Below are 24,227 nucleotides of genomic sequence, written 5' to 3'. Positions count from 1 at the left end.
CAAAGCCCATTCTAGGGATCTCATGAGCCCCAGGCACCGGGCTGCAAACATTCGTTACATTCCGGTGCCTCAGCTCTTAGTGGTCGCTGGCTTCCGCTGCACCCAGACCGGTTTGCGACCGAACAAACTGCGCATCAAATGCATGGCGCTCCGCGTTGGCGCGTGCGCTTTGATCCAGACTGGACACCACAAAGGCCACCAGGAACGCACAGGGCATTGAGAACAGCGCCGGGTGGTCATAGGGGAAGATGGCCGCCGGATTGCCCAGCACCGACTTCCATACCGCTGGTGACAGGATCACCAGCCCCACCGAAGACACCAGCCCGGCAATACCGCCAGCGAGTGCACCCCGCGTGGTCAAGCCGCGCCAGTACATGGACAGCAGCAAGATCGGAAAGTTCGACGAAGCAGCGATGCCAAACGCAAGAGCCACCAAAAATGCAATGTTTTGACCCTTGAAGAGAATGCCCAGCCCAATGGCGACCACACCAATACACAGGGTGGCAATTTTGGAGACGCGCATCTCAGAGGCATCGGTGGTTTTTCCTTTGCGCCAGACACAGGCATAAAGGTCGTGTGACACGGCGGCAGCGCCCGCCAAGGCCAGCCCGGACACCACGGCCAGAATGGTCGCAAAAGCCACAGCAGACAAAAAGCCGAGCAACAAGTCGCCGCCGGTAGCCTTGGCCAGGTGCAAGGCCACCATATTAGTGCCGCCCAGCAGTTTGCCGCCCAATTGACCATCGACAAAGAACTGGGGATCAACACCGACGATGGCGATGCCGCCCAAGCCCAGAATACAGATCAGCAAGAAGAAATAGCCGATAAAGCCACTGGCCACAAAGGCGCTGGCACGTGCCGCACGGGCATTGGGCACGGTAAAAAAGCGCATCAGAATATGCGGCAAGCCCAACAAGCCAAAAGATGCACCCAGCGAGAGCGACAGGGTCGACACAGGGTCGGCAAACAGGGTTCCGGGGCTCATGATCTTGGCACCGGCTTTGTGCACAGCCACTGCCTTTTGTGCCAGCGTGCCAAAATTGAAGTCAAAGTGAGACATGGTGAGCAATGCCACGACGGTGCCGCCCATCAGTAGCAGCGTGGCTTTGATGATTTGCACCCAGGTGGTGGCAATCATGCCGCCAAACGTGACGTACACCATCATCAATACGCCCACCACAATCACGGCCACGTTGTATTCCAGACCAAACAGCAGTTGGATCAATTCACCGGCACCGACCATCTGAACAATCAAATAGAAAAACACCACCATCAAGCCACCCATTGCAGACATGATGCGCATCCTGGTGGGGTCAAGCCGATAGGAAACAATGTCCGCAAAGGTGAATTTTCCAAGGTTGCGCAGGCGTTCGGCCATCAGAAACAGCATGATGGGCCAGCCCAGAAAAAAGCTGATGGCGTAGAGAAACCCATCGTAGCCACGCACATACACCAGGCTGGTAATGCCCAGCAGGGTCGCGGCAGACATGTAGTCACCCGCCACCGCCAGACCATTCTGGAAGCCAGAAATACCACCTCCGGCGGTGTAGAACGAACTGGCTGATTTTGAACGGCGCGCCGCCCAGTAGGTGATGAACAGCGTGCTCAACACGAACACAAAAAACATGGCAATGGCCGTCACGTTGATGGGTTGGCGAGTGCCAGCCTCAACGGCCGGGCCAGCGTGGGACAAAATGGGCGTGGACAACAGGGACAAGCCCAATAATCTCGAAATGGATGGACGAGTCATTTCAGAATCTCCCGCAGCAGGGCATCATTCAAAGGTTCGATGGTGTTGTTGGCACGGTAGATGTAAAGACCGGTCAGAAGCCAGGAAAGCACGATCACGGCGGCACCGAGCGGCCAACCGATGGTCACGACAGACCCTTCGCTGATCACGCCACTCAAAGCGGTCGGGTTAAAAGCAACGGTGATCATCAGCAGGTAGTACATGCTGATGACGATGAAGAACATGGTCCACGAAAGGCTGCTGCGCATGCGCACCAGTTGGTGAAATTTTGGATTGGTGCCAATGCTTTTGGCCACCTCGTTGCTTGACATGGGAGAGTCTCCTGGTTGTGGGTAAGGTACTGAGCGGTGCGCATTCTGACGGCTCACATGACTTTGCGAAATACTTGTAAACATTCGTCACATTTGCGAAAAGTTCCTGCAACAAGTGACTTGTTTGATGCCACGCTGGGATTGGAGCTGGCTGCGCGCCGCTGCAAACATTCGATACATTTGCGTCGATTTTTTTTAACAATCGGCTGTTACCGTTCGGTGCATAAATTTGCTGCGCAGACACCGCTTGTCTGCGCCAAGCCACCAGGATGGAGACAGTCACCATGCGAACGCGCACCAGCGATACCGCACCCACACATTTCATGAACCGTGCCACGCGGCATCCGCTGGCGCGTTGGCACCGCGTTTGATGCAGCACTGAAAGCATTCGATATGAACCCACAAGAAATCCTGGCCCAATACGGCCCGCGTGAGTCGATGGAATATGACGTGGTTGTTGTCGGGGGCGGCCCCGCTGGCCTGTCAGCAGCCATCCGGCTCAAACAACTCGCCGCTGAAAAAGGCACAGACGTCTCGGTGGTGGTACTTGAAAAAGGCTCTGAGCCCGGTGCCCACATCCTCTCGGGGGCGATTGTTGACCCGAAGGCGCTGACCGAGCTGTTTCCCGACTGGAAGGCGATGGGCGCACCGCTCAACCAGCCCGTCACCGCCGAGGCCATGCTGTTTCTCAGTGAAACCACGGGCTATCGCACGCCCAACATGCTGCTGCCCCAATGCAGCCAGAACCATGGCAATTACATCGCCAGTCTGGGTGCCTTGGTCAAGTGGCTGGGTGAACAGGCTGAAGGCTTAGGTGTGGAAATCTTCCCCGGCTTTGCCGCTGCTGAAGTGTTGTACAACGACCAGGGTTCAGAAACCGGTAGCTTACCTGCGCAAGGTGGTAGCCTACCTGCGGTAAGGGGCGTGGCCACCGGCAACATGGGCATCGAAAAGAATGGCGAGCCCGGGGGCAACTTCCAACTGGGCATGGAACTGCTAGGCAAGTACACCCTCTTTGCAGAAGGCGCACGCGGCCATCTGGGCAAGCAGGTGATTGAGAAATTTAATCTCGACGAGGGTTGTGCCCCCCAAAGCTACGGCATTGGCATCAAGGAGGTCTGGGAGGTTGACCCTGAGCGCCATGAGCCCGGCCTGGTGTTACACACCGCCGGCTGGCCCATGGACAACGACACCTATGGCGGCTCTTTCCTGTACCACATGGACGGCAACAAGATTGCCATGGGCTTCATCACCGGCCTGAACTACAGCAACCCCTACCTGAGCCCATTTGAGGAGTTCCAGCGCTGGAAGACGCACCCCCATATCCGCTGGTACCTGGAAAACTCAAAAGGTGAAGTTACTGCCAAAAGAATAGCTTACGGCGCCCGAGCCATCAGCGCTGGCGGCCTGTTAGCCTTGCCAAAAACGGTGTTCCCGGGTGGCGCGCTGGTGGGCTGCGATGCGGGTTACCTGAATGTCAGCCGACTCAAGGGCAGCCATGCGGCCATCAAGACCGGCATGCTGGCGGCTGAAGCGGCGTATGCAGCCGTGACTGCCGGGCGTGCGCATGATGAACTGAGTGCCTACCCTGAGGCCTTTGAGCAAAGCTGGTTGTATGCCGAACTCAACAAGTCGCGCAATTTCAAGAGCTGGTTCAAATACGGCTTACGTGTCGGTACCCTGATGAACGGGCTGGAACAGTTTGCCTTGAACGGTGCCATGCCGTGGACGATTCGCCGCGACAAGCCAGACCATGCGTACCTGAAGCCGGCGGCTGAATGCCAACCCATCGAGTACCCCAAGCCCGATGGCAAGCTGACCTTTGACCGCCTCTCCAGCGTATTCATCAGCAGTGCCAACCATGAAGAAAACCAGCCCGCGCATCTGACCTTGAAAGATGCCTCGGTACCGGTTCAGATCAACCTGGCCAAATTCGCCGGGCCGGAGACGCGCTACTGCCCGGCAGGGGTGTATGAGTTTGTCAAGAATGACAACGGCACCGACCGGCTGCAGATCAACGCACAGAACTGCGTGCACTGCAAGACCTGTGACATCAAGGACCCGACGCAGAACATCGTCTGGGTCACGCCCGAAGGCGGCGGCGGGCCGAATTACGCGGGGATGTGAGAGCCGCAATCCTTTCAAACGAATCAAACAAGGAGACATGAGCATGAACCATCTGAACGGCTACGACATAGAAGACATGAATGTGGGCATGAGCGCCACTTTTTCAAAAACCATCACCGAAGCCGACATCGTATTGTTTGCCGGTGTGTCAGGCGATACCAATGCGATTCACATCAATGAAGAATACGCTGCGACCACGGCTTTTAAAGGGCGCATTGCACACGGCATGTTGTCCGCCAGCGTCATATCGGCGGCGGTGGCCAATCGACTACCAGGCCCAGGAGCCATTTACCTCAACCAACAGCTGAATTTTTTGGCCCCGGTACGCCCTGGCGACACAGTGCACGCAACTGTCAAAGTGCGCGAACTCCACCGAGACCGTGGCCGTGTGGTGCTGGAAACCACTTGCAGCGTCAGAGGAGTCATGGTGATTGACGGCGAAGCCTTGGTCAAGGTGGATTCTGCCGTCCGTCGTGCCAACAAAGCTGCAACACAGATGACCTCCGGCTCAAACATCTGACTCTATTTTTTTATTGATCCCAGAAAGTACCCGATGACTTATCACGCCCCCCTGAAAGACATGTTGTTTGTCATGCAAGAGCTCGCCGGCTTGTCCAAAGTGACAGCTTTGCCAGGTTTGGAAGATTACGATTTCGACACCGCGCAGGCGGTGCTGGAAGAATCCGCCAAGTTTTGTGAAGGGGTGGTTGCCCCGCTGAACCGGGACGGCGACAAGAACCCCAGCACTTGGCAAGATCGCGCCGTGACCACCACGCCCGGGTTCAAAGAGGCCTTTGCGCAATTTGCCGAAGGTGGCTGGCAGGGGGTGATCCACCCCACCGAACTCGGTGGCCAGGGTTTTCCCAAGCTGATTGCCACCCCGTGCGCCGAAATGCTGCACGCAGCCAGTTTGTCGTTTGCCCTGTGCCCCATGCTGACCGACGGTGCCATTGAAGCGCTGCTGGTGGCCGGTAGCGAGGAGCTCAAGGCCAAGTTTGCTGCCAAGCTGATCAGCGGCCAGTGGACAGGCACCATGAACTTGACCGAACCGCAAGCGGGCTCTGACCTGGCTGCGGTGCGCTCGCGCGCTGAACCCCAGGCGGATGGCAGCTACAAAGTATTTGGCACCAAGATATTCATCACGTATGGCGAACACGACATGGCGGAAAACATCGTCCATCTGGTGTTGGCGCGCGTGCCGGGCGCTCCGGAAGGCGTGAAAGGCATCTCATTGTTTTTGGTGCCCAAATTCATGGTGGGCGATGACGGCACCTTGGGCGCGCGCAACGATACCTGGTGTGTGTCGATCGAGCACAAACTGGGCATCAAGGCCAGTCCGACCGCGGTATTGCAATTTGGTGACCACGGCGGCGCGGTTGGCTACCTGGTGGGCCAGGAAAACCGTGGCCTTGAATACATGTTCATCATGATGAATGCGGCGCGTTTTGCGGTGGGCATGCAGGGCATTGCGGTGGCTGACCGGGCTTACCAACAAGCCGTGCGATTCGCCCATGAGCGCACACAAAGCCGCGACCTGGCAGGCTCTGACGGCCCGGTGGCCATCATTCACCACCCCGATGTCAAACGCATGCTGCTCACCATGCGCGCCCATGTGGAAGGTGCGCGTGCCCTGGCCTACATGGCCGCTGCCACCAGTGACGCAGCCCATCACGCATCCGACGCGGCGGTCAAGGCGCACAACCAGGTGATGTACGAATTTCTGGTGCCGGTGATTAAAGGGTTTTCCACCGAAATGTCGATCGAGATGGCCAGTTTGGGCGTTCAAGTTCATGGCGGCATGGGGTTCATTGAAGAAACCGGTGCGGCCCAGCACTACCGCGATGCCCGTATCCTGACCATTTACGAAGGCACCACCGCCATCCAGGCCAATGACATCGTGGGTCGCAAAACCTTGCGTGACAAAGGGGCCGTGGCCAAGGCCCTGTGTGCGCAAGTTGCCATCACGGAGCAAGACCTTGCCGCACACGACAACGAAGACTGCGCCGCGATGCTGAACGCCTTGCGCCAGGGGCGACTGGCGCTTGAAGAAAGCATTGACTTCATCGTTGCCAACGGCAAGACGGCACCCAAAACGGTGTATGCCGGGGCGGTGAACTACCTCAAATTGGCGGGGGTGGTGTTGTGTGGCTGGCAAATGGGCCGCGCCATGATGATCGCCCAGGAGCAGCTCGACAGCGACCCCGCCTTCTTTGGTGCCAAGGTGATCACTGCCCGCTTCTACGCGGACGCGGTGTTGCCGCAGGCTGCCGCGTTGTCGCAGAGTATTCGCCAGGCGGGCGAGACGACCAACCGCATGGCCATCGACATGTTTTGATGGCGGCTTGGGCCAGCGTCGCTTCTGTGCTGTACCGCTGGCTTGGCCTCTTTGTTCTATTCATCCAGGAAACTTAGAAATGAAAATTCTTGTCGCAGTCAAGCGCGTGGTGGACTACAACGTCAAGGTCCGGGTCAAGTCGGACAACAGCGGTGTGGACATTGCCAACGTCAAAATGAGCATGAACCCGTTTGACGAAATCGCCATTGAAGAAGCCGTGCGTCTGAAAGAAAAAGGCGTGGTCACCGAGATCATCGCCGTGTCGTGTGGTGTAGCCCAATGCCAGGAAACCCTGCGCACTGCCATGGCGATTGGTGCTGACCGTGCCATTCTGGTGGAGTCTGCCGAAGACCTGCAACCGTTGGCTGTGGCCAAACTGCTCAAGGCGGTGATGGACAAGGAGCAACCGGGCCTGGTGATTCTGGGCAAACAAGCGATCGACGACGACTGCAACCAGACCGGCCAGATGCTCGCTGCGCTGGCCGGTCTGCCGCAAGTCACCTTCGCCAGCAAGATCGTAGTGGATGGTGGCAATGCCAGCATCACGCGCGAAATCGACGGTGGACTGGAAACCTTGTCGGTCACCCTGCCAGCCGTGATGACCGCCGACCTGCGCCTGAATGAGCCCCGGTATGTGACGCTGCCCAACATCATGAAAGCCAAGAAAAAGCCGCTCGAAACCCTCAAGCCGGCAGACCTTGGTGTGGATGTGGCTCCGCGCATCAAAACCCTCAAAGTCACCGAGCCACCCAAGCGCAGCGCCGGTATCAAGGTGCCCGATGTGGCGACCCTCGTCGTCAAACTCAAAACCGAAGCCAAGGTGATTTAAATGACCGTACTCATCATCGCTGAACACGACAACGCCTCTCTCAAACCCGCCACCTTGAACACCGTCACCGCAGCCGCGCTGTGTGGTGGCGAGGTGCATGTACTGGTCGCCGGACACAACGCCGCTGGCGTGGCCAGTGCCGCAGCCCAGGTGACCGGTGTGGCCAAAGTGCTGCATGTGGACGCTGACATGCTGGCGCATGGCGTAGCCGAATACATGGCGGCACAAGTGCTGGCCGTGGCCGCAGGCTATAGCCACATTCTGTTTGCGGCCACCGCATCTGGCAAAAACATCGCCCCACGCGTGGCGGCCTGGCTGGACGTGGCCCAGGTCTCTGACATCACCCGAGTCATCAGCGCCGACACCTTTGAGCGCCCGATCTATGCCGGCAACGCCATCGCCACCGTGCAGAGCACCGATGCAGTCAAGGTGATCACCGTACGTACTACGGCTTTTGACCCTGCAGCCCTTTTTGGACAAGCGCCAGCAGCTATAGATACTGTAGCAGCTGTGGCTGTACCGGTTGCGGCCACTTTTGTGGGCAGCGAAATCGCCAAGAACGACCGCCCTGAACTGACCGCCGCCAAGGTCATCGTCAGCGGCGGCCGCGCACTGGGCTCACAAGAGAAGTTCAATGAAGTCATGACCCCACTGGCCGACAAGCTGGGTGCTGCGCTGGGAGCCAGCCGCGCTGCGGTGGATGCGGGTTACGCCCCCAACGACTGGCAAGTGGGACAGACCGGCAAGATTGTGGCACCTCAGCTGTATGTGGCGTGCGGCATCAGCGGGGCCATACAGCACCTGGCTGGCATGAAGGACAGCAAGGTGATTGTGGCCATCAACAAAGACCCTGAAGCACCGATTTTCAGCGTGGCGGACTACGGGCTTGAGGCCGATTTGTTTGCTGCGGTGCCCGAGCTGGTTGCCGCGTTGTAGCGGCTGGGTGGCTATTGCTTCGGGCAATACCTTGGCTTAAGGGCTCGCAAAGCCTTGATCGCGCCCAAAGCCAAACAGGCTCAGATTTTTCATCTTTTTTATTTCTGGAAATTTTTATGACCCGTGAAGTTGTTGTCGTCAGTGGAGTTCGTACCGCCATTGGCACCTACGGTGGCAGTCTGAAAGACATCGCCCCCACCGAACTCGCCGCACAAGTGGTGCGCGAGTCTCTGGCCCGCGCTGGCATCGAAGGCCAAGATGTGGGCCACGTTGTTTTTGGTCATGTGGTCAATACCGAGCCCAAAGACATGTACTTGTCACGCGTGGCTGCCATCAACGGTGGCTGCGCTGAGGGCACGCCGGCTTTCAACGTCAATCGTCTGTGCGGCTCCGGCCTGCAGGCCATTGTGTCGGCCAGCCAGTCCATTCTGTTGGGTGATGCCGACATTGCCATTGGCGGCGGTGCCGAGAACATGAGCCGCGCGCCCTACGCTAGTCTGAACATGCGCTGGGGTGTTCGCATGGGTGACACCAAGATGGTCGACATGATGATAGGCGCGTTACACGACCCGTTTCACGTCATTCACATGGGGCTAACAGCTGAAAACATCGCCGCCAAGTGGGGCATCAGCCGTGACGACCAGGATGCCCTGGCCGTTGAAAGCCACAACCGTGCCCAGCGCGCCATTGAAGCGGGCTATTTCAAGAGCCAGATCATGCCGGTCATGCTCAAGAGCCGCAAAGGTGACGTGGCGTTTGAAGCCGACGAACATTTCCGCACCAACTGCACCATGGCCGAACTCGCCAAGCTCAAACCGGCCTTCATGAAAGAAGGCGGCACCGTCACGGCGGGCAATGCATCAGGCATCAACGACGCGGCTGCGGCCGTGGTGTTGATGGAAGCTGGCACAGCCAAGGCACGCGGCCTCAACCCCATGGCACGCCTGGTGGCTTATGCCCACGCTGGTGTTGACCCCAAATACATGGGCATTGGTCCGGTGCCGGCAACCCAGTTGGCGCTCAAGAAAGCCGGACTCAGCGTGAATGATCTCGATGTGATCGAGGCCAACGAGGCCTTTGCCGCCCAGGCCTGTGCCGTGGCGCGTGACCTAAACCTGGACCCGGCCAAGGTCAACCCCAACGGATCCGGCATTTCTTTGGGGCACCCGATTGGCGCGACCGGTGCCCTGATCACGGTCAAGGCCTTGCATGAGCTGCAACGCGTGAACGGCCGTTATGCCTTGGTCACCATGTGTATTGGCGGCGGTCAGGGCATTGCCGCCATTTTTGAGCGCATAGCGTGATGGCGTGATGTTTCGCGAAAGGATTTCATTGTGAATATTGCAAGCGTAGGCATCATTGGTGCAGGCACGATGGGCAACGGTATCGCACAGGCATGTGTGGTCGCGGGGCTTCAGGTGATCATGGTTGACATTTCCGACGCAGCGGTGGCCAAAGGCATCGCCAGCGTTGCGGACAGCCTGGACCGGTTGGTCAAGAAAGACAAGATCAGTCTGGCCGACAAAGAGGCCGCCATGGTACGCATCACCGGCAGCACCCGTTACGATGACTTGAAGTCTGCGCAATTGGTGATCGAAGCCGCCACCGAGAACTTTGAGCTCAAGGTCAAAATCCTCAAACAGGTTGACGCTTTGGTCGCGCCCGAGGTCATTGTGGCGACCAACACCTCGTCGATCTCGATCACCCAATTGGCGGCAGTCACCTCGCGCCCCGACCGGTTTATCGGCATGCATTTTTTCAACCCGGTACCCATGATGGCGCTGGTGGAAATCATTCGCGGCCTCCAGACCAGTGATGCAACACACCAAGCAGTGCAGGCCATGGCCCAGGCTTTGGGCAAGACACCGATCACGGTGAAGAACGCGCCCGGTTTTGTGGTGAATCGCATCCTGGTGCCGATGATCAACGAGGCATTCTTTGTGTTGGCAGAAGGCCTGGCCACCGCGCAAGACATTGATGCAGGCATGAAATTGGGCTGCAACCAGCCGATTGGCCCACTCGCTTTGGCCGATATGGTTGGCCTTGACGTTTGCCTGGCGGTGATGGAGGTCTACCTCAGCGAGTATGGCGACAGCAAATATCGGCCGTGTCCGCTGCTCAAAGAGATGGTGGCCGCAGGTCGCCTGGGTCGCAAGACGGGCCAGGGCGTTTACAGCTATTGAACTTGGCTGGCACGCCGGACAGGCCAAAAATTGTCATAAATCGTCCGGTATACAGCTGCTCTGCAATTTGTAATTATTAATTTAAAGGTTTTCGCCATGCCAAGTCGTGCACATGAACAATATCGGCAAAAGCTCGCATCCGCCGCCCAGGCGGCTGCGCTGGTCAAATCGGGCGACAACATTTTCATGGGCGAATTTGCCCAGAACGTTGAAGCGGTCGATGCCGCCCTGGCGTTGCGCCAAAGCGAACTGCGCGAGGTGATCCTGACCACCACCACCCGCGCCAAACCCCTGAAGTGTGTTGAGGCCGATCCGGGTCGGGAGTCGTTCATCTGGAATGACTGGCATTTTTCAGGGCTGGGTCGCAAGAACGGCGAGCGCGGCTTGGCCAGCTACGTGCCGCTGTGCTACCACCAGGGGCCGCAAAACATCACCCTGTACGAGGAACCCGATGTGGTCATTGTGCAGGTGGCACCCATGGATGCCAACGGCTTCTTCAACCTGTCCACCAGCTGCTCATTGACCCCGGCGTATTTGAGCAAGGCCAAAAAAATCGTTGTTGAAGTCAACACCCAGGCACCGCGCTGCCTGGGTGGGCTGGATGAATCCATCCACATTTCCCATGTCGACATGGTGGTTGAAGGCCCCAACAGCCCACTGTTGCAGTTGCCTGATGCACAAACCAGCGAGGCGGACCGACTGGTGGCCGGGCACGTCATGAACTTGATTGAAGACGGCTCAACCATTCAGCTCGGCATTGGTGCGCTGCCCAACATCGTCGGCTCGCTGATCGCGCAAAGTGATTTGAAAGACCTGGGCGTGCACACCGAGATGCTGGCCGACTCTTATGTTGACATGTACCAGGCCGGGCGCATCACCGGCAAACGCAAAGCCATCGATTGCGGCAAGATGGTCTATACCTTTGCGATGGGCACGCAGAAACTCTACGATTTCCTGGACAACAACCCGGCAGCGGCGATTTTCCCGGTGTCTTACACCAACGACCCCTGTGTGATTGGCCGCAATCCCAAGGTGGTTGCAATCAACAATGCGATCGAGGTGGATCTGTTCACCCAAGTCGCCAGCGAGTCTTCAGGGGCGCGCCAGATCTCGGGAACCGGCGGCCAGCTTGACTTCATCACGGGGGCTTACCGGTCAGAGGGCGGCAAGGGGCTGATCTGCATCAACTCGACCTTCAAAAAGAAAGACGGCACCATCGGCTCACGCATTGTGCCCACCCTGTCGCCCGGAACCATCGTCACCTGCCCGCGGTCCATCGTGCATTATGTGGTGACCGAATTTGGCTGCGCGCAGCTCAAGGCCAAGTCCACCTGGCAGCGCACCGAGGCGCTGATCAACATCGCCCATCCTGATTTCAGAGAGCAGTTGGTCAAGGCTGCTGAAGCCTTAGGTATCTGGCGGCGCTCCAACAAGAAACTGTAATCACCGATCATAAGGGTATGAGAAGTCCGCAATGAACGGCGGCTTACGGGTCACAGAAAGCATAAAACCAGCATACCCTGAGGCTTGCACGCCCTTCCGTCGCATACGTTGTTCCGGCGTCGGTAAGCCAACACATAGTGGCTGACGGATTCCATGAATTGGATCGCTTAACACATATGGGTGATCGCTATTGCACGGAAAATCCACCAGTGACGTGACGAATATGACCGGCAGACACTGCGAACGGTACGCCAACATGGTTGCGGGTTAAATAGTGGACTGGCTTCCCGGTACCGGCCATTCGCAGATGACCGCAACTGGCCCATTTCGACCAGCTTTCATCAATCAGATTTGTGGCTTAACAACCCCAGGAGTGAAGTGATGCAGTAGCCGAATTCTTTCCCGGCTTTGCCAGGGAGGATAGGAGGATGAACGTCGCTCCGCTGTTGGATCCGTCGATATAGATTATGAAATCTGGAAAGCCATCACCATCAATGTCCGCGATGCCCATGACTTTCGAAGCCCATCCATAATATCCGAGCGGATACTCAAATTTTTTGCCATCGTACTCAATGAAGTAAGTCGCACCTTCGCCGTATGGCTCGCCATTCTTGCCCTTTAAGCCGTTCTGCACCCGCATTTTGAAGGGCGTCTTATCAAGTACCAACTGATACTGATAGTCCAGTTCAGGCAAAAGCGTCGGTGTCCCATTCTTGAATATATACAAAGGATGCGGCCCCTCCTTGAGTACAACGGCGGGCACCCTCAGATACATTGTTGGATCGTATTCTTCACTTTCCCTTGGTTCCAAAATCCCTTGGTCGTCCGCGACAGGTATCTGACGGACGATAGTGTTTAGCCAATCTATATTTGATTTTTGAGCCTGAACATGCAACGCACCGTCTTTGACTTTAAGTGAGTACCAAAGATCCTTTGGCCATTTGGCCGGTTTCAATTTCTCGAATTGTTGAGGCACGCCATAGCTGCCAACGTCTTGTCGCCATTCTCCAGACTGCAACAATGCGCCGGCTTCTCTTTCTGCAGCAACGGCCATAGCTGCGTTAGCAGTGACAACAATGGCGATTGCGACTCTCTTTAAGGGAATTTTCACTACTCAGTCCACTTTATATCTCAAGGCGATCAACTTCGAACCAGGGGCCAAACTCGTTCGGTCTATCCCACTGGCCATACCCGGCTTCGTCCCACTACAGTCTACCAACTCACTGCCTGATTGCGGTCATCGGCCAGCGACTGCAGTTGGCCCGGACTTGCCTCAACAACCGACCAGAAGAGACATTCACTGTCCTGGCCGCGCCGCCGGTTAGCGGTTGATCGCAGTTGTGACCCCCCTAAATCGGAGGGGCCTGTCGAAATGCGCCACCGCCATTCGTCGTATAAGTTCAACCAACCCAGGAGATTTCCATGCCCCGTTACATGATCCAAGTTCGCGCCACCGCAATGAGTGAGGCTGGCGACTTCCCTGATGACCCTACGCTCGTGCCGCGCATGATGGCCTTCCACGACGAGATGGCCAAGGCCGGCGTGCTGCTCGACGGTGCCGGCCTGCAGCCCAGCAGTCAGGGATTTCGCGTGCAGTACGACGCCGCCGGCCAGGCGAGCGTCATGGATGGTCCCTTTGCCGAGACCAAGGAGCTGATTGCCGGCTACACGCTGATCGAGGTGCGGTCGCACGACGAGGCGCTGGCCTGGGCGCAGCGCTTTCCGGCGCCGTTCCCTGGCCAGCCCTGCTGCATCGAGGTGCGCCCGCTGATGGGCGGCATCGACCTTCCCCCCGAAGATGCCGAGCGCATCATCCGCGAACAGCTGGCCACCATCAAGCAAGGCAGATGACGCCTCCCATCGAGGCCGTCTGGCGCCTGGAAGCCACACACCTTATCGGGGCTCTGCTACGCGCAGGTGCCGATCTGGCTTTGGCCGAAGACTGCGTGCAGGACGCGCTGGTGGCCGCGATGCAACGTTGGCCATCCGAGGGCTGGCCTGAACGCCCCGGCGCTTGGCTGATGACTGTCGCGAAGCACCGCCTGCTGGACCGCATGCGCCATGCGCAGATGGCGGCGCGGGAACAGCAGGCGCTGGGCGATGACGCCGATGCGCGCGCGGCCCACGTCGCGCCCGACCCGCTGGACCTGTTGCTGGCCAATGAGGCTGACCAGGTGGGCGACGACGCGTTGCGGTTGATGTTCATCGCCTGCCACCCCAAGTTGGCGCGCGAGGCGCAATGGGCACTCACCTTGCGCCTGGTGGCCGGACTCTCGGTGGCGGAAATCGCGCGCGCCCTGTTCGCCAAAGAGGCCACCATCGCTCAGCGCATCACGCGCGCCAAGGCGCAACTGGCCGGTGAGCCTTTCGAGCTGCCGCCGCCCCCCGAGCGCGCCGCGCGTCTGGACGCCGTCTGCACGGTGCTGTACCTGATGTTCAACGAAGGCTATGTCGCCAGCAGCGGTGTCGAGTGGACGCGGCCGACCCTGTGCCACGAGGCCCTGCGCCTGGCGCGACACCTCGCCGCCTTGCTTCCGACGGAGGCAGAAGCGCAGGCGCTGCAGGCGTTGATGGAGCTGCAAGCCTCGCGCCTGCCGGCGCGTACCGATGCGCAGGGCCGTCCCGTGCTGTTAATGGATCAGGACCGGCGGCGCTGGGACCGCCTGCTGGTGCGGCGCGGCCTGGCCGCGTTGGAGCGCAGTCACAGACTGACTGCACTGAAATCGAGGGGGCCGGGCGCTCTCGCCCTGCAGGCCGAGCTGGCGGCGGTGCATGCCCGCGCCACTCGCGTCGAAGACACCGACTGGTCTGAATTGCTGCGGATCTACGACGCGCTGCTCGTGTTGCAACCCAGCCCAGTCGTTGCGCTCAACCGTGCCGTTGCACTGAGCCACGCCGTCGGACCCGCGCAGGCACTCCCGCTCATGGAGGCGCTTCCGCTGGCCGGCTACCCCTGGTGGGCCAGCGCGCGGGCAGACCTGCTCCAGCGCCTGGATCGCATTGAGGACGCGCGCGAAGCTCTACGCCAGGCCATAGCCTGGACTGGCAACGAACGTGATCGCGTGTTGCTATTGGAGCGCTTGGGGCGCATGTAGGCACCGATCAATGCCGATCCGATGGTTTAGAGCACGCGACAGCCGAAAGAGCAGAACGGAAGTCACCAATCGGGGCGCTTGGTGTCCAGAAAGCTGCCGTCCACCAACGACCGGATGTGGCCCACAGCAGGTATTGCGGCCCCTGCAGCACAACGCAAAAGTTGTCGTGTTGACGACTTTAAATAATCGTCTCCAAAATCCAACACCCCGCAAACCCGCATGGATGCTAGGCCCGTGTTTACGACTTTAAGGACCTGTTTACGACTTTAATTGCTATTCCGCGCAATTAAAGTCGTAAACAGGCATCTAGCATTCATGCGGGTTAGCGGCGTTGCAAATTGACAACACACAGAATTAAAGTCGTAAACAACTTAATACCTTCAAGATGGCAACGTGCCGATCAACTACTACCACATTGAGAACTTGATGCGACCATGGGCCTAGAACGTTGACTTGAGTACCACTTGCAGCTGTTCCGGTGTCCCGCTCTCTGCTCTGTCCAGGTGCAGATGCCTTAGCGCATAAAAGAGCAATGCCTGCCGACACTTGAAGCTGACCACTCCGTTGGTCATGCCGTAGTCCAGTTCCACAGCACGCTTTTGAGCTGCAGACAGGCCCGGATGGGGCTCCAATTCCAAAGTTGCCTCGGTATGCCATTCCACATCATTCTCAGCCCCCAGCACAGCAGACAAGCTCCCCAGCTTTACCTCCGTCATCCGGGCAATCACAAAATCGCGAAACGCCTGGTGCTTGTGACAGTAGGCGCGGACATGCCAGCGAAATCCGTCGTGTGCGAAGGCATGCGGGCTTATCAGACGAAGCTCGGGCTTCTCTGCACTCATCGACTGGTACACCAGCTGGACGACCCTGCCCTCCCGCACCGCTCGCAACAGTATGGCAAGGGTATCTGCGCTGAGCGTGCGCCCTGGCGTGGGCACGTAGCCCACCGGAGCCCGCCAGCCAATGAAGCTGGACTCATCCCCAATGACCCCAACGGCGTGCGCAAGGAGCTCGTTAAGAAGTCTGGAGGGACTACTCGTGTCGTATACGGGCTTGAACTCGCTCGTGGCAAAGTACACCCGCGCGCTGCGGTCATAGACTAGGTTGTCGGGAGCTAACTCCAAGTACTTGGCAATGTCTAGCGAGGCCTGGGGAACAGAGATGCCGAAGAATGCAACAAGGTCAGCTCGATTCAGCCGACCGTCCCATCTGAGCCGGAAGTCGATGAATTCCAGCCTGCGGTCGGGCCCCCAACGAGAGGAAATTTTTTGCGGTTCAGGCACCGCTTTTTTGGTCGTCATGCCCTCCATTGTGCATCAATATACAAACTAGACTAATCTATTTACTGAACGTATAATTATTAAACGCACAAGAAGTTTCAAAATGCTGTCACACCAAACCAACTCTGACCCTCCGCAAGAAGTTGAGCCCCAAAATTCGGGTTTACTGGACCTCTCCAGGCAGTTGCGCAATCTGCTGTTGTTGCGCCCCCTCTTCCAGCTGGAACTTAACAAATTTCGTATTGGAGACGAAGGCACGCCAGACGCAGGGCTCTTCCAAGGGGCAGACACCTCTTACCTGGCGCTGAGCGCGCTCGACCAGATGATGGAGTCCACCACCATCTCGATGGGCGCCACCTATGAGGAGGTCCTGGGCCATTTGGCAGACGCGGCCAAGGCAATGAAACCGGCACTGACCGATGCTCAAAGCTACCGGGTTGGAGAAACGGTGCTTGCCACGCTGGACAACAAGGCGAACAGCTATCGGGAGTTCACCTTCGAGCACTTCGACGCGACTAAGGGATCGATGCGCAACGTGCGTTTCCGCCTTGTGCGGTACGAGCCTGACCTAGAAGATGTCTACCGCTACCGCCCCACTCCCGAGGGATACTTGGTCTACCTCGGAATGCTGGACCTGTCGCCTGAGGACTCCCAGGAACTCATGGAAAAGATGTTGGACCTTTTGGTCCAGCGCGGGAGGTTCGATGCGGCTCTCGACATCGCCAAGCGCGCTCGAACGCTATCCATCGAATACCGTCAGCGCATCCGTGACCGGCTGCACCAGGCCCATCGTGCGCCCGGCTCTGTCAACTGGAGCAAAGAGCTGGGGCCGTACCTCTCTGATGCCCGCGACCATGTGGACAAGCGGCAGCATGAGGACCAGCGCATGGAAGAAGCTGTCAAGGAAGCCTTGCAGGATGCCGATGAACTTCGGACCCGCGCCAGCTTGGCGGGCCTGCTCAAGGTCCTGCAGAGCGCCAGCACCTTGCGCGGACAACTCGTCGGCGACATTGCGAGCGCAGGGGACAACTTCCTGGCATCGCAGCGCTCGGTCTTCCGGGCGCGCCGCCCAACAGGTCTGCCCGACCTGGAATCCCGGCTGCTGCCCCAGTTGCTGGACATGACTGTTGAAGCCTTGGCAGCCAGCGGCGAGGACCTCCTCAGCGCGCTGTATCCCACCACGTGGCCGAAGCTCTACGACCTCAACACGGTGTTTGCACTCCTGCTGGAGCAACGCGCCGAAGACGGTCCACAGGACAAGGATGACGGAAAAATCACGCCCTATGAGCCCCCGCTTCCCGAGTTCCCGGAATCTGTCATCAGGACAGTTACCGGATGGCTCAAGGGCAAGTTTTCGGGTGAAAAGAGTTATCGCGTCGACGAGCTTCTGGACCTCGCGGAAGACGAAGGCATGGACCGAGCCATGCGTCGGTGCCTGGTGCTCATCCTCTTCCGCTCGTTCTCCCCCTCTGAGACCGAGTTCCCACAAGTGATTTCCGAAGCAACTGGTCGGTTCTACTCTGACGTGGCGGCCGGCATCAACCTCACATTTACCCCGAAGGGAACGCAAACATGAACGCGCTGCAATCGTCGTCAAAGAACGCAGGCCGGCTCCTGTACAAAGCCCTGCACTCAACGCTTGTGCCTATCAACGACGCGGAGTACCGGGAGCTCCTGGCGCACTACCGGGCAGACCCTGACTTCGCCGGCGAGGTTCAGAACATCGCGACAGGCATGGAGCTGGCCGTGCTGGATGTCTCAGAAAGGGGATTGGTCGTTGTTCCCGCATCCCGCGAGAGCAAGTTCGCCGTCAAGATGGCGGACATCCGCTCAGGCCTCGACGCCAAGCAGAAGGCGGCCTTGCTCCTGGCTCATGTGGCCGTTGCCGCCACCTTCTTCCCCACGACGGACGGCCTGGACGACGACAACTTTGTGCCACCGCCCTCTTCCGTGGCGAACTTCCGGGACACGCTGCATGCGCTGGCCAAGCATCTGCAGGCGTCCGCTGCGCCCTTGCCGGATGTGCCTATCGAATTGGCGCCCGGTTGGGACTACATCGCCAGCCTAGCGGTCGTGGTTCCCGCAGCCCAGCGTGCGTCTCTCAACTCCGTTGTCGGCTTCATCAAGCTGGCCCTCAAACACATGAGGGAAGGTGGCTTGGTCCGCCTTGACCGCGAGACGGACGACGAAGAGACCGAGACATACACCCCGACCCAGCGCCTGCGTGTGCAACTGCGCGAACTGGCACTGCGTCGTCTTTTCGATATTGCCCAAACAGCCGCTCAGGCGCAGGAATCCTGACATGCAGCAAATCTCTCGAATTTATCTCGGCAACTGTGGCTACGAGACCGCCTGGTATGACGGGGTCACCCTCGACCTGCGGGACCTAGACCTTCACGCGCCCACCGACACGGTCCTCAACTTGGAGAACGGTGGCGGCAAGACCTCACTGCTCAGCCTCATTTTCTCGTGCTTTGAGACCAGCCAGGACCGGTTCCTCAAGCACATCCAGAGCAGGAACAACCACTTCTCCCAATACTTCGCCAACGACGGGACCCTGGGGCTCATCATGGTCGAGTGGCTGATGCCCCCGAAGAAGTCAGGCGAAGGCACCTACCGGCTGATTACTGGCCAAGCGGTCGCTGTGCGCACCACGACCGAGCCTGCGGAAATCGAACGCATGTTCTTCAGCTTTGAAGAGGACGACAGCCTCAGCCTGGAGCAGGTGCCCGGCCCGAAGCTGTGCGAGGCTCCCCTTACTTCCATGGGGGAGTTCTCTCGTTGGATTCACGACCAGCAACGCACAAACCCGGGAAACGCGTACATCACCCGCAAACAATCCGACTGGCACCGGCACCTGGAAGCCAGCCTCATCGACATTGAGATGCTGCGAATGCAGGTGGACTTCTCGGCCCAGGAAGGTGGCTTCGATGCAGGATTCCTGAACTTCAAATCGGAAGCCGAGTTCCTGCGCAAGTTCTTCGGGCTTACGCTCGACGCACCACGGGCCAGTTCCGTGCGCGATGCCGTGGCCACTGCTTGTGACAAGCTGCGTCGTAAGCCACATTTCCAGCGACAGCTGACCCAGCTGCAGAGCTTCTCGGGAGCGCTGAGCACGTTCTCCGCCGCTGCCGAAGTGCTTCAACAAGAGAAAGTCCAGCGCATCAACCTGATCTGGAAGGGGCTTCGCCTTGCTGAAGCCCTTGAGGAGCGGGCCACCACACTCGAACAGGACGCTGCGACCGAAGCGACGTTCTCCGAAACTCAGTTGGGAATTGCCCAAACCGAGGAGGCTGCTGTTGATAGCTACGCGAAAGAGCACGCCACGCTCACCGACTTAACTTTCCAGCGTAAATCCCAGCTCGCCACCGAGGCCCTGAGGCAGCTCCGGGAGGACTTGGCGAAGGCTGAAAAAGATGTCCTACACATCCGGGCTGCACAGCTGCAGAGGGAAGTTAAAGCAGCTCAAGCAGAGATTAAAGAACTCAGAGCGCTCAGCGAAGAAAAGACAAAAGAACTGGCCCCGTATTTGGCGAAAGTTCAGCGAGATGGTTCGCTGCTTCGTCGTGCCTTGCATGACACCGCCGGAGCCTTGCGCACGCAGGTCGACGATATCGAGGAACAGACAAAGGCCAGGGGCAAGCAGGCATCTGACCTGAGAGCGGAGGTCACTCGACTCAATACGGATTTGGTGAAGCATTCCAACGAGAAGACGCAGCTAGAAACACAGCAAAAAGCGTTGATTATCGCCCGCCAGCGGTTGGCCGCAGACGGCGCATTGACCTCGGATGACGAATCCACCGCCGACGCGCTTGAGCGATGGACGGGGCTCGATGATCAGCTGAGAGCAGAACTAGCAGCGCTGTCCGACCAGCAAGCTCAGTACGAGGTTGACGCGGAGGACTGGCGCCAGAAATCTGAGGACGCCAAGCTTCGAGCAGGCCGTCTCGAAACCGAGATTTCCGCGAAGAACATCTTTATCGCGGACGGCTGCGCAGAGCGTGAGCGCTTGTCTCAGTCGGCGGCCCTGACTGCGGCGGCAGAGACCGACGTGGTGACTGACCTGGAATCTTTGGCGCTGATTGACCAACTGGACAGGCGCATCAGCAGTTTCGGACTTCAAATCACCGGCACGGACATCCGCATGGCCGAGCTGGATGCGGACAGCCAGTCCATTGAAAACACAGGTGTGGCCGGCTTTAGCCCGGATGTCGCCTTGGTAGTCCGAAAGCTGCTGGCGCACGGTGTGCGGTCCGCTCAGCCGTTCAACCAATACCTGGCCAAAGCGATTCCGGACGCGGTACGGGCGCGGGCTCTGGTTCAGAGCAACCCCGCTCGATTCCTGGGTGTTTGTGTAGCCAGTACCGAGTTGGATGCGTGCCGGGCTATGCAGTGGGGTGCCGAGCTTCCGGTCAAGCCGGTGATGGTGTCTCCCACCGCTCTAGAAACAGATGCGTTGGGCGCGGCCGTGGTGGTCCCCCCCGGTACCGATGCAGCTTACAACACCGGGGCTGCGCAGGCCTTGAAGCTAAAGCTGGTAGCAAGTCACGACCATGAGAAGGCAACAAGACAGCAACTCGAAGACCTGCGAAACCAGGCTTTGGCCGCGCGCACCGCGCTCCTGGCGTACCGAGACAAGTACGGAGCTGGAAAGCTCGCCAGCGCTCAAGACCGGTTCATTCAACTGGAGCAAGAAAAGGCTACCGAGCTGCAGACAGCAGATACCCACAAAGGGAAGGCAGTCGAATGCACGGTTGCCGCCAAGACAGCCGCGAAACGGGTTAAGGAGTACGAGAACTCTTTGAATGGATGCAGGGGACATCTCATTGCGTTGGAGCGGTTCGTGAGCGACCATGAATGCCAGCAATCCGACCGGCTGAGTCGAATGGACGCACTCGATCAACTGCTGGGGCAAACGCAGGAACTGATTGAAACCAAGGGAGTAGAGCTAGCATCGCTCCAAGCCCTGAACGTTCAAGCTGCTGGCAACATGGCAACGATGACCGCCGAGGTCACCAACCTGGATTCCGAGCGCTCCGACCTGAAGCACCACGACCCGGCCATACCCGCGCACGAACTGCTCAAGAACAACCCGACCCCTCTCGCATCTCTGAGGGAGGCCTACAAAACGGCGGAGTCCATCTACAGCTCCGCCGCCGAAACCCGTCTGGGGGCACTTAAAGCTCAGTTGGACCTCAAAGAGAACGAAGTTCTTGCTAAACAGAACGCTTTCACGAAGCAATTTTCAGGGGTCACCGGAACCGACCTCGCCCCTTTCCGCGAAGCGGACCTAGATGCCTTGCTGCCCGCCACAGAGTGCCTCGTGACGACTCTTCAGGGAAAGGAGGAGCCAGCAATCACAGCAAAAGCCCAAGCAGAGGCGACGCACAAGCAATGGGCCATAACCAACAAGGTTCGGCTTCCTGCGGCGACACCCGAGCAGGTTGCCCTGGACGACGAAGGTCTGGTGGCAGCGGTATCCGCGGCAGAAGCCAGTCGGCAGTTTTCGGGCGCAAAGGCCGTCGCCGCCAAGCAAGCAGGAACGACTGCCGCAACGCGCGCGCAGGAGAAAGCTACCGAGGCCAAGGGTATGAAGGAACGAAAGGTCATTCTGAACGTAACGCTGCAGCTGGAGCAGCAGCCAGAACGTGCGCTGGTTGAGCTGAGGCTCACTGCGGCCGGCCAAGACGTATCACAGCTTCAGTCCCGTTTTCTGCTGGAAATCGACGCATCCGCGCAAGTCACGAAGCTGATTCAAGCCTTCAACTCCAGAGCTGCCGCATATACGAATGCAGAGAAATCTGCCCGCACCCTCTTTGAGTCGCTGAAGACAGCTGCTCAAGCTCCTGAATTCGTGCAAGTTGAGCCGGACCTTGCTGTCCAGATGCGAAGCAACGCGTTCGAGTCCGCAGTAGACGACATTCAGCGCCTGTCTGCAGAATTGACAGAACGAATTGCTGCAGTCGAGTCCAACCTCTTGGACATGGCCAAAGACTTCGAAGCCGCTGCCGAAGAATTGCACTCTCTGACCCAGGTGGCCACGAGCACTTTGACGTCGGCTACCCGCAAGGCCGTTCCGGCCGGAGCCCCCTATGTGGGAGGCAAGTCGGTGCTTAAGATGCGCTCGCATCTGGGCTCGATAAGCGCGGATGACCGCCGCCGGGTCCTGCATCACTACCTGGACCGATTGATTGAGAGCGGAATCATCCCTGCAAAGGGCTCGGACCTGGCTGCGGAGGCCTTGCTTGCGCTCAACGGAAAAGCGCTGGGGCTGCAGGTTCTCAAGATGGTGATTGAAGAGTCTCAGCAGTACGTGGCCATGGACAAAATCACCAACTCCGGCGGTGAAGGTGTGGTGATGGCCATGTTCCTCTACCTGGTCATCTCGCAGCTGCGCTCTGACATGCAGGCCAGAGAACAGAAGGCAGGCGGCGGACCGCTCATCCTGGACAACCCCTTCGCCAAGGCAACGACCCCTGCCCTGTGGAAGGCTCAGCGCATGCTGGCCAACGCGATGGGTGTCCAGCTCATCTTTGCGACAGCCGTTCAGGACTACAACACCCTCGGCGAGTTCGGCAAGTTTGTGCGCCTGCGTCGGGCCGGTCAGAACACCAAGACACGCCGCTGGCACCTTGAGACGGCTGATTTTCAGCTCAACGAACCTATGGCCGAGGCCACCTGATGTCGGAGTTCTTCAACCAGCTCGATGCCTCCAAACGAAAGCGGATTCCGCTGGACGAGGTCAAGCGCGTCTACTACTCGCTGTATCCAGAGGTCCAGAACAATCCTGAACGCCAGGCATTGCTACTGCATGCGCTCAGAGACTTGGAAAACCAAGGACTGCTGTCCCTGCCTGCGCCGGGCGGCTGGGAAAAGGTCGGACGACCTCCGCTGCCGACCTGGGTCGCCCTAGTACGGAAGACCCGGGTCACGGACACCAGCGGCTACTCTGAAGTGGCCTGGGTTCCGGAGCTGGGTTTCTGGCCGAAGCTAAAACCGATGCAACTGGCCGATGCCAAGGCCATCAACGATTTCCTTCTGTGCCGACGGGATAGCCTGACACTGGTTCCCATCAAGGAGCGCTCCCTGGAAATCTTCGGAGACGAGAAACGGCTGGACGCGCTACGGACGGGAACAAGCCTGTTCATAGGACGGCTTCCCCTTACGGCTTTGGGCGCATTCCTGGTGCCATTACCCCTTCCCTACCGTCAGGCATCCGCCCCTGGAAAACCTGTTCTTGTGGTCGAGAACCACAACAGCTTCTGGAGTTTTGGGGAGTGGAACCAGACCGTTTTGCGCTACTCGGCGGTCGTGTACGGGGCCGGCGAAGCGTTCCGAAGCACTGGACAGGCACTAGGTCAAGTGCTGTTGGAGGTGGGCGGCTACGGGGCTGAATACCTTGGAGACCTGGACCCCAAAGGGGTTGGTATTCCGCTGGACTTCAACAGGGGGAGCGATGCGCAAGGTTTGCAGGTACGTCCTGCTCTTGACCTTTACCGGTGGCTGTTAGCTCACGGACGCACTCGCAAAAAGCCCGAGTGTAGAGGAGCTGTCGCTGAGTCAGCGACAGCCTGGCTAGGGCCGGAGTTGGGGGAAACGCTGACTGAACTCTGGGCTCAGGGGTTGTGGATTCCCCAAGAGGCGCTGGGTTTTGAGCAACTGAAGGCTTGGCGTTACAGCGACTAACAAAACCAAACTACGTCAAACGCGGTACATGCGTTTGACGTAGTTTGGGGTGAAACAGAAACAAAAGAATCAGCTCTGCACTGTTATAAAAGGTCAAGCAATCGGTACATTTGGCAACATTACATCCACGAATATGTGCAACGAAACCAAATGCCCAAACTTTTGGATGCCAGATTGGTTTCACATAGAAAATTTTTGCTGGATTTTCCCGTACGAAAGCGACAGACTTTATTCGGATTCGACCAACTTTAT

The 24,227-nt window shown here is 58.4% G+C and carries 18 protein-coding genes; 14 read left to right on the top strand and 4 right to left on the bottom strand.

Annotation, left to right across the window (positions count from 1 at the left end; all coding sequences use genetic code 11):
• Window positions 1–76 precede the first annotated feature (76 nt).
• Window positions 77–1,750 (bottom strand): cation/acetate symporter, encoded by a 1,674-nt coding sequence (locus LDN84_RS02975; RefSeq protein WP_223907948.1) that lies wholly within the window; start codon window positions 1,748–1,750, stop codon window positions 77–79.
• A complete protein-coding gene (locus LDN84_RS02970; protein WP_223907946.1) occupies window positions 1,747–2,061 on the bottom strand; it encodes a DUF485 domain-containing protein in 315 nt (104 codons plus the stop codon). Before LDN84_RS02970 ends, LDN84_RS02975 begins: the two co-directional genes overlap by 4 nt.
• 393 nt (window positions 2,062–2,454) lie before the next feature.
• Between LDN84_RS02970 and LDN84_RS02965 the strand changes: the two genes are divergently transcribed.
• The 8 genes from LDN84_RS02965 to LDN84_RS02930 all read left to right on the top strand — a co-directional run bounded on the left by LDN84_RS02965 (window position 2,455) and on the right by LDN84_RS02930 (window position 11,914).
• Window positions 2,455–4,188, top strand: coding sequence for an electron transfer flavoprotein-ubiquinone oxidoreductase (locus tag LDN84_RS02965; protein ID WP_223907943.1), 1,734 nt, complete (start codon window positions 2,455–2,457; stop codon window positions 4,186–4,188).
• A 43-nt stretch (window positions 4,189–4,231) separates the two neighbouring features.
• Window positions 4,232–4,708, top strand: a complete 477-nt coding sequence (locus tag LDN84_RS02960; RefSeq protein WP_223907941.1) for a MaoC family dehydratase — start codon at window positions 4,232–4,234, stop codon at window positions 4,706–4,708.
• 33 nt (window positions 4,709–4,741) lie between these two features.
• Window positions 4,742–6,523 carry an acyl-CoA dehydrogenase gene (locus LDN84_RS02955; RefSeq protein ID WP_223907939.1) on the top strand — a complete coding sequence of 594 codons (1,782 nt, stop codon included), beginning with the start codon at window positions 4,742–4,744 and terminating at the stop codon, window positions 6,521–6,523.
• Window positions 6,524–6,602: 79 nt separating this feature from the next.
• Complete coding sequence (locus tag LDN84_RS02950; RefSeq protein WP_223907936.1) at window positions 6,603–7,352, top strand: electron transfer flavoprotein subunit beta/FixA family protein; 750 nt, start codon at window positions 6,603–6,605, stop codon at window positions 7,350–7,352.
• The gene (locus tag LDN84_RS02945) at window positions 7,353–8,288 is read left to right on the top strand and encodes an electron transfer flavoprotein subunit alpha/FixB family protein (protein WP_223907933.1); all 936 of its coding nucleotides are present in this window, start codon (window positions 7,353–7,355) and stop codon (window positions 8,286–8,288) included. It abuts the gene before it with no gap.
• A 116-nt stretch (window positions 8,289–8,404) separates the two neighbouring features.
• Window positions 8,405–9,592, top strand: a complete 1,188-nt coding sequence (gene bktB / locus LDN84_RS02940) for a beta-ketothiolase BktB (RefSeq protein ID WP_223907931.1) — start codon at window positions 8,405–8,407, stop codon at window positions 9,590–9,592.
• A 30-nt stretch (window positions 9,593–9,622) separates the two neighbouring features.
• Complete coding sequence (locus tag LDN84_RS02935) at window positions 9,623–10,471, top strand: 3-hydroxybutyryl-CoA dehydrogenase (protein ID WP_223907929.1); 849 nt, start codon at window positions 9,623–9,625, stop codon at window positions 10,469–10,471.
• Between the two features lie 96 nt (window positions 10,472–10,567).
• Window positions 10,568–11,914 carry an acetyl-CoA hydrolase/transferase family protein gene (locus tag LDN84_RS02930; protein ID WP_223907927.1) on the top strand — a complete coding sequence of 449 codons (1,347 nt, stop codon included), beginning with the start codon at window positions 10,568–10,570 and terminating at the stop codon, window positions 11,912–11,914.
• A 358-nt stretch (window positions 11,915–12,272) separates the two neighbouring features.
• Here LDN84_RS02930 and LDN84_RS02925 read toward each other — a convergent pair whose 3' ends face one another.
• Entirely contained in the window at window positions 12,273–13,025 is a 753-nt protein-coding gene (locus LDN84_RS02925; RefSeq protein WP_223907925.1) for a hypothetical protein, read from the bottom strand.
• Window positions 13,026–13,336: 311 nt separating this feature from the next.
• On the opposite strand from LDN84_RS02925, the gene LDN84_RS02920 reads away from it, so the two are divergent.
• Entirely contained in the window at window positions 13,337–13,765 is a 429-nt protein-coding gene (locus LDN84_RS02920; protein ID WP_223907923.1) for a YciI family protein, read from the top strand.
• On the top strand, window positions 13,762–15,009 hold the full coding sequence (locus tag LDN84_RS02915; RefSeq protein ID WP_223907920.1) for an RNA polymerase sigma factor: 1,248 nt from the start codon (window positions 13,762–13,764) through the stop codon (window positions 15,007–15,009). Before LDN84_RS02920 ends, LDN84_RS02915 begins: the two co-directional genes overlap by 4 nt.
• 440 nt (window positions 15,010–15,449) lie before the next feature.
• On the opposite strand, the gene LDN84_RS02910 is transcribed toward LDN84_RS02915, so the two are convergent.
• A complete protein-coding gene (locus tag LDN84_RS02910; RefSeq protein WP_223907917.1) occupies window positions 15,450–16,310 on the bottom strand; it encodes a helix-turn-helix transcriptional regulator in 861 nt (286 codons plus the stop codon).
• A gap of 82 nt (window positions 16,311–16,392) precedes the next feature.
• Between LDN84_RS02910 and LDN84_RS02905 the strand changes: the two genes are divergently transcribed.
• Genes LDN84_RS02905 through LDN84_RS02890 form a run of 4 tightly spaced genes read left to right on the top strand, consistent with a single transcriptional unit; the run spans window position 16,393 to window position 23,975 of the window.
• A complete protein-coding gene (locus LDN84_RS02905) occupies window positions 16,393–17,865 on the top strand; it encodes a hypothetical protein (RefSeq protein WP_223907910.1) in 1,473 nt (490 codons plus the stop codon).
• Window positions 17,862–18,590 carry a hypothetical protein gene (locus LDN84_RS02900; RefSeq protein ID WP_223907907.1) on the top strand — a complete coding sequence of 243 codons (729 nt, stop codon included), beginning with the start codon at window positions 17,862–17,864 and terminating at the stop codon, window positions 18,588–18,590. The genes LDN84_RS02905 and LDN84_RS02900 overlap by 4 nt, the downstream gene beginning before the upstream one ends.
• A 1-nt stretch (window position 18,591) precedes the next feature.
• Complete coding sequence (locus LDN84_RS02895) at window positions 18,592–22,971, top strand: coiled-coil domain-containing protein (protein ID WP_223907903.1); 4,380 nt, start codon at window positions 18,592–18,594, stop codon at window positions 22,969–22,971.
• A complete protein-coding gene (locus LDN84_RS02890) occupies window positions 22,971–23,975 on the top strand; it encodes a Wadjet anti-phage system protein JetD domain-containing protein (protein ID WP_223907900.1) in 1,005 nt (334 codons plus the stop codon). The genes LDN84_RS02895 and LDN84_RS02890 overlap by 1 nt, the downstream gene beginning before the upstream one ends.
• Window positions 23,976–24,227: the final 252 nt, after the last annotated feature.

This window comes from Rhodoferax lithotrophicus (assembly GCF_019973615.1).
GTDB lineage: Bacteria > Pseudomonadota > Gammaproteobacteria > Burkholderiales > Burkholderiaceae_C > Rhodoferax > Rhodoferax lithotrophicus.
The sequence above is the reverse complement of the archived record's forward strand: the minus strand, read 5'-3'. Positions and strand labels throughout refer to the sequence as shown.

What these genes read in the sequence shown, in the direction of transcription:
- LDN84_RS02975 (WP_223907948.1), bottom strand. Translation starts at nt 1,750, where the DNA reads ATGACTCGTCCATCCATTTCGAGATTATTGGGCTTGTCCCTGTTGTCC.
- LDN84_RS02970 (WP_223907946.1), bottom strand. Translation starts at nt 2,061, where the DNA reads ATGTCAAGCAACGAGGTGGCCAAAAGCATTGGCACCAATCCAAAATTT.
- LDN84_RS02965 (WP_223907943.1), top strand. Translation starts at nt 2,455, where the DNA reads ATGAACCCACAAGAAATCCTGGCCCAATACGGCCCGCGTGAGTCGATG.
- LDN84_RS02960 (WP_223907941.1), top strand. Translation starts at nt 4,232, where the DNA reads ATGAACCATCTGAACGGCTACGACATAGAAGACATGAATGTGGGCATG.
- LDN84_RS02955 (WP_223907939.1), top strand. Translation starts at nt 4,742, where the DNA reads ATGACTTATCACGCCCCCCTGAAAGACATGTTGTTTGTCATGCAAGAG.
- LDN84_RS02950 (WP_223907936.1), top strand. Translation starts at nt 6,603, where the DNA reads ATGAAAATTCTTGTCGCAGTCAAGCGCGTGGTGGACTACAACGTCAAG.
- LDN84_RS02945 (WP_223907933.1), top strand. Translation starts at nt 7,353, where the DNA reads ATGACCGTACTCATCATCGCTGAACACGACAACGCCTCTCTCAAACCC.
- bktB (WP_223907931.1), top strand. Translation starts at nt 8,405, where the DNA reads ATGACCCGTGAAGTTGTTGTCGTCAGTGGAGTTCGTACCGCCATTGGC.
- LDN84_RS02930 (WP_223907927.1), top strand. Translation starts at nt 10,568, where the DNA reads ATGCCAAGTCGTGCACATGAACAATATCGGCAAAAGCTCGCATCCGCC.
- LDN84_RS02920 (WP_223907923.1), top strand. Translation starts at nt 13,337, where the DNA reads ATGCCCCGTTACATGATCCAAGTTCGCGCCACCGCAATGAGTGAGGCT.
- LDN84_RS02915 (WP_223907920.1), top strand. Translation starts at nt 13,762, where the DNA reads ATGACGCCTCCCATCGAGGCCGTCTGGCGCCTGGAAGCCACACACCTT.
- LDN84_RS02910 (WP_223907917.1), bottom strand. Translation starts at nt 16,310, where the DNA reads ATGACGACCAAAAAAGCGGTGCCTGAACCGCAAAAAATTTCCTCTCGT.
- LDN84_RS02905 (WP_223907910.1), top strand. Translation starts at nt 16,393, where the DNA reads ATGCTGTCACACCAAACCAACTCTGACCCTCCGCAAGAAGTTGAGCCC.
- LDN84_RS02900 (WP_223907907.1), top strand. Translation starts at nt 17,862, where the DNA reads ATGAACGCGCTGCAATCGTCGTCAAAGAACGCAGGCCGGCTCCTGTAC.
- LDN84_RS02895 (WP_223907903.1), top strand. Translation starts at nt 18,592, where the DNA reads ATGCAGCAAATCTCTCGAATTTATCTCGGCAACTGTGGCTACGAGACC.
- LDN84_RS02890 (WP_223907900.1), top strand. Translation starts at nt 22,971, where the DNA reads ATGTCGGAGTTCTTCAACCAGCTCGATGCCTCCAAACGAAAGCGGATT.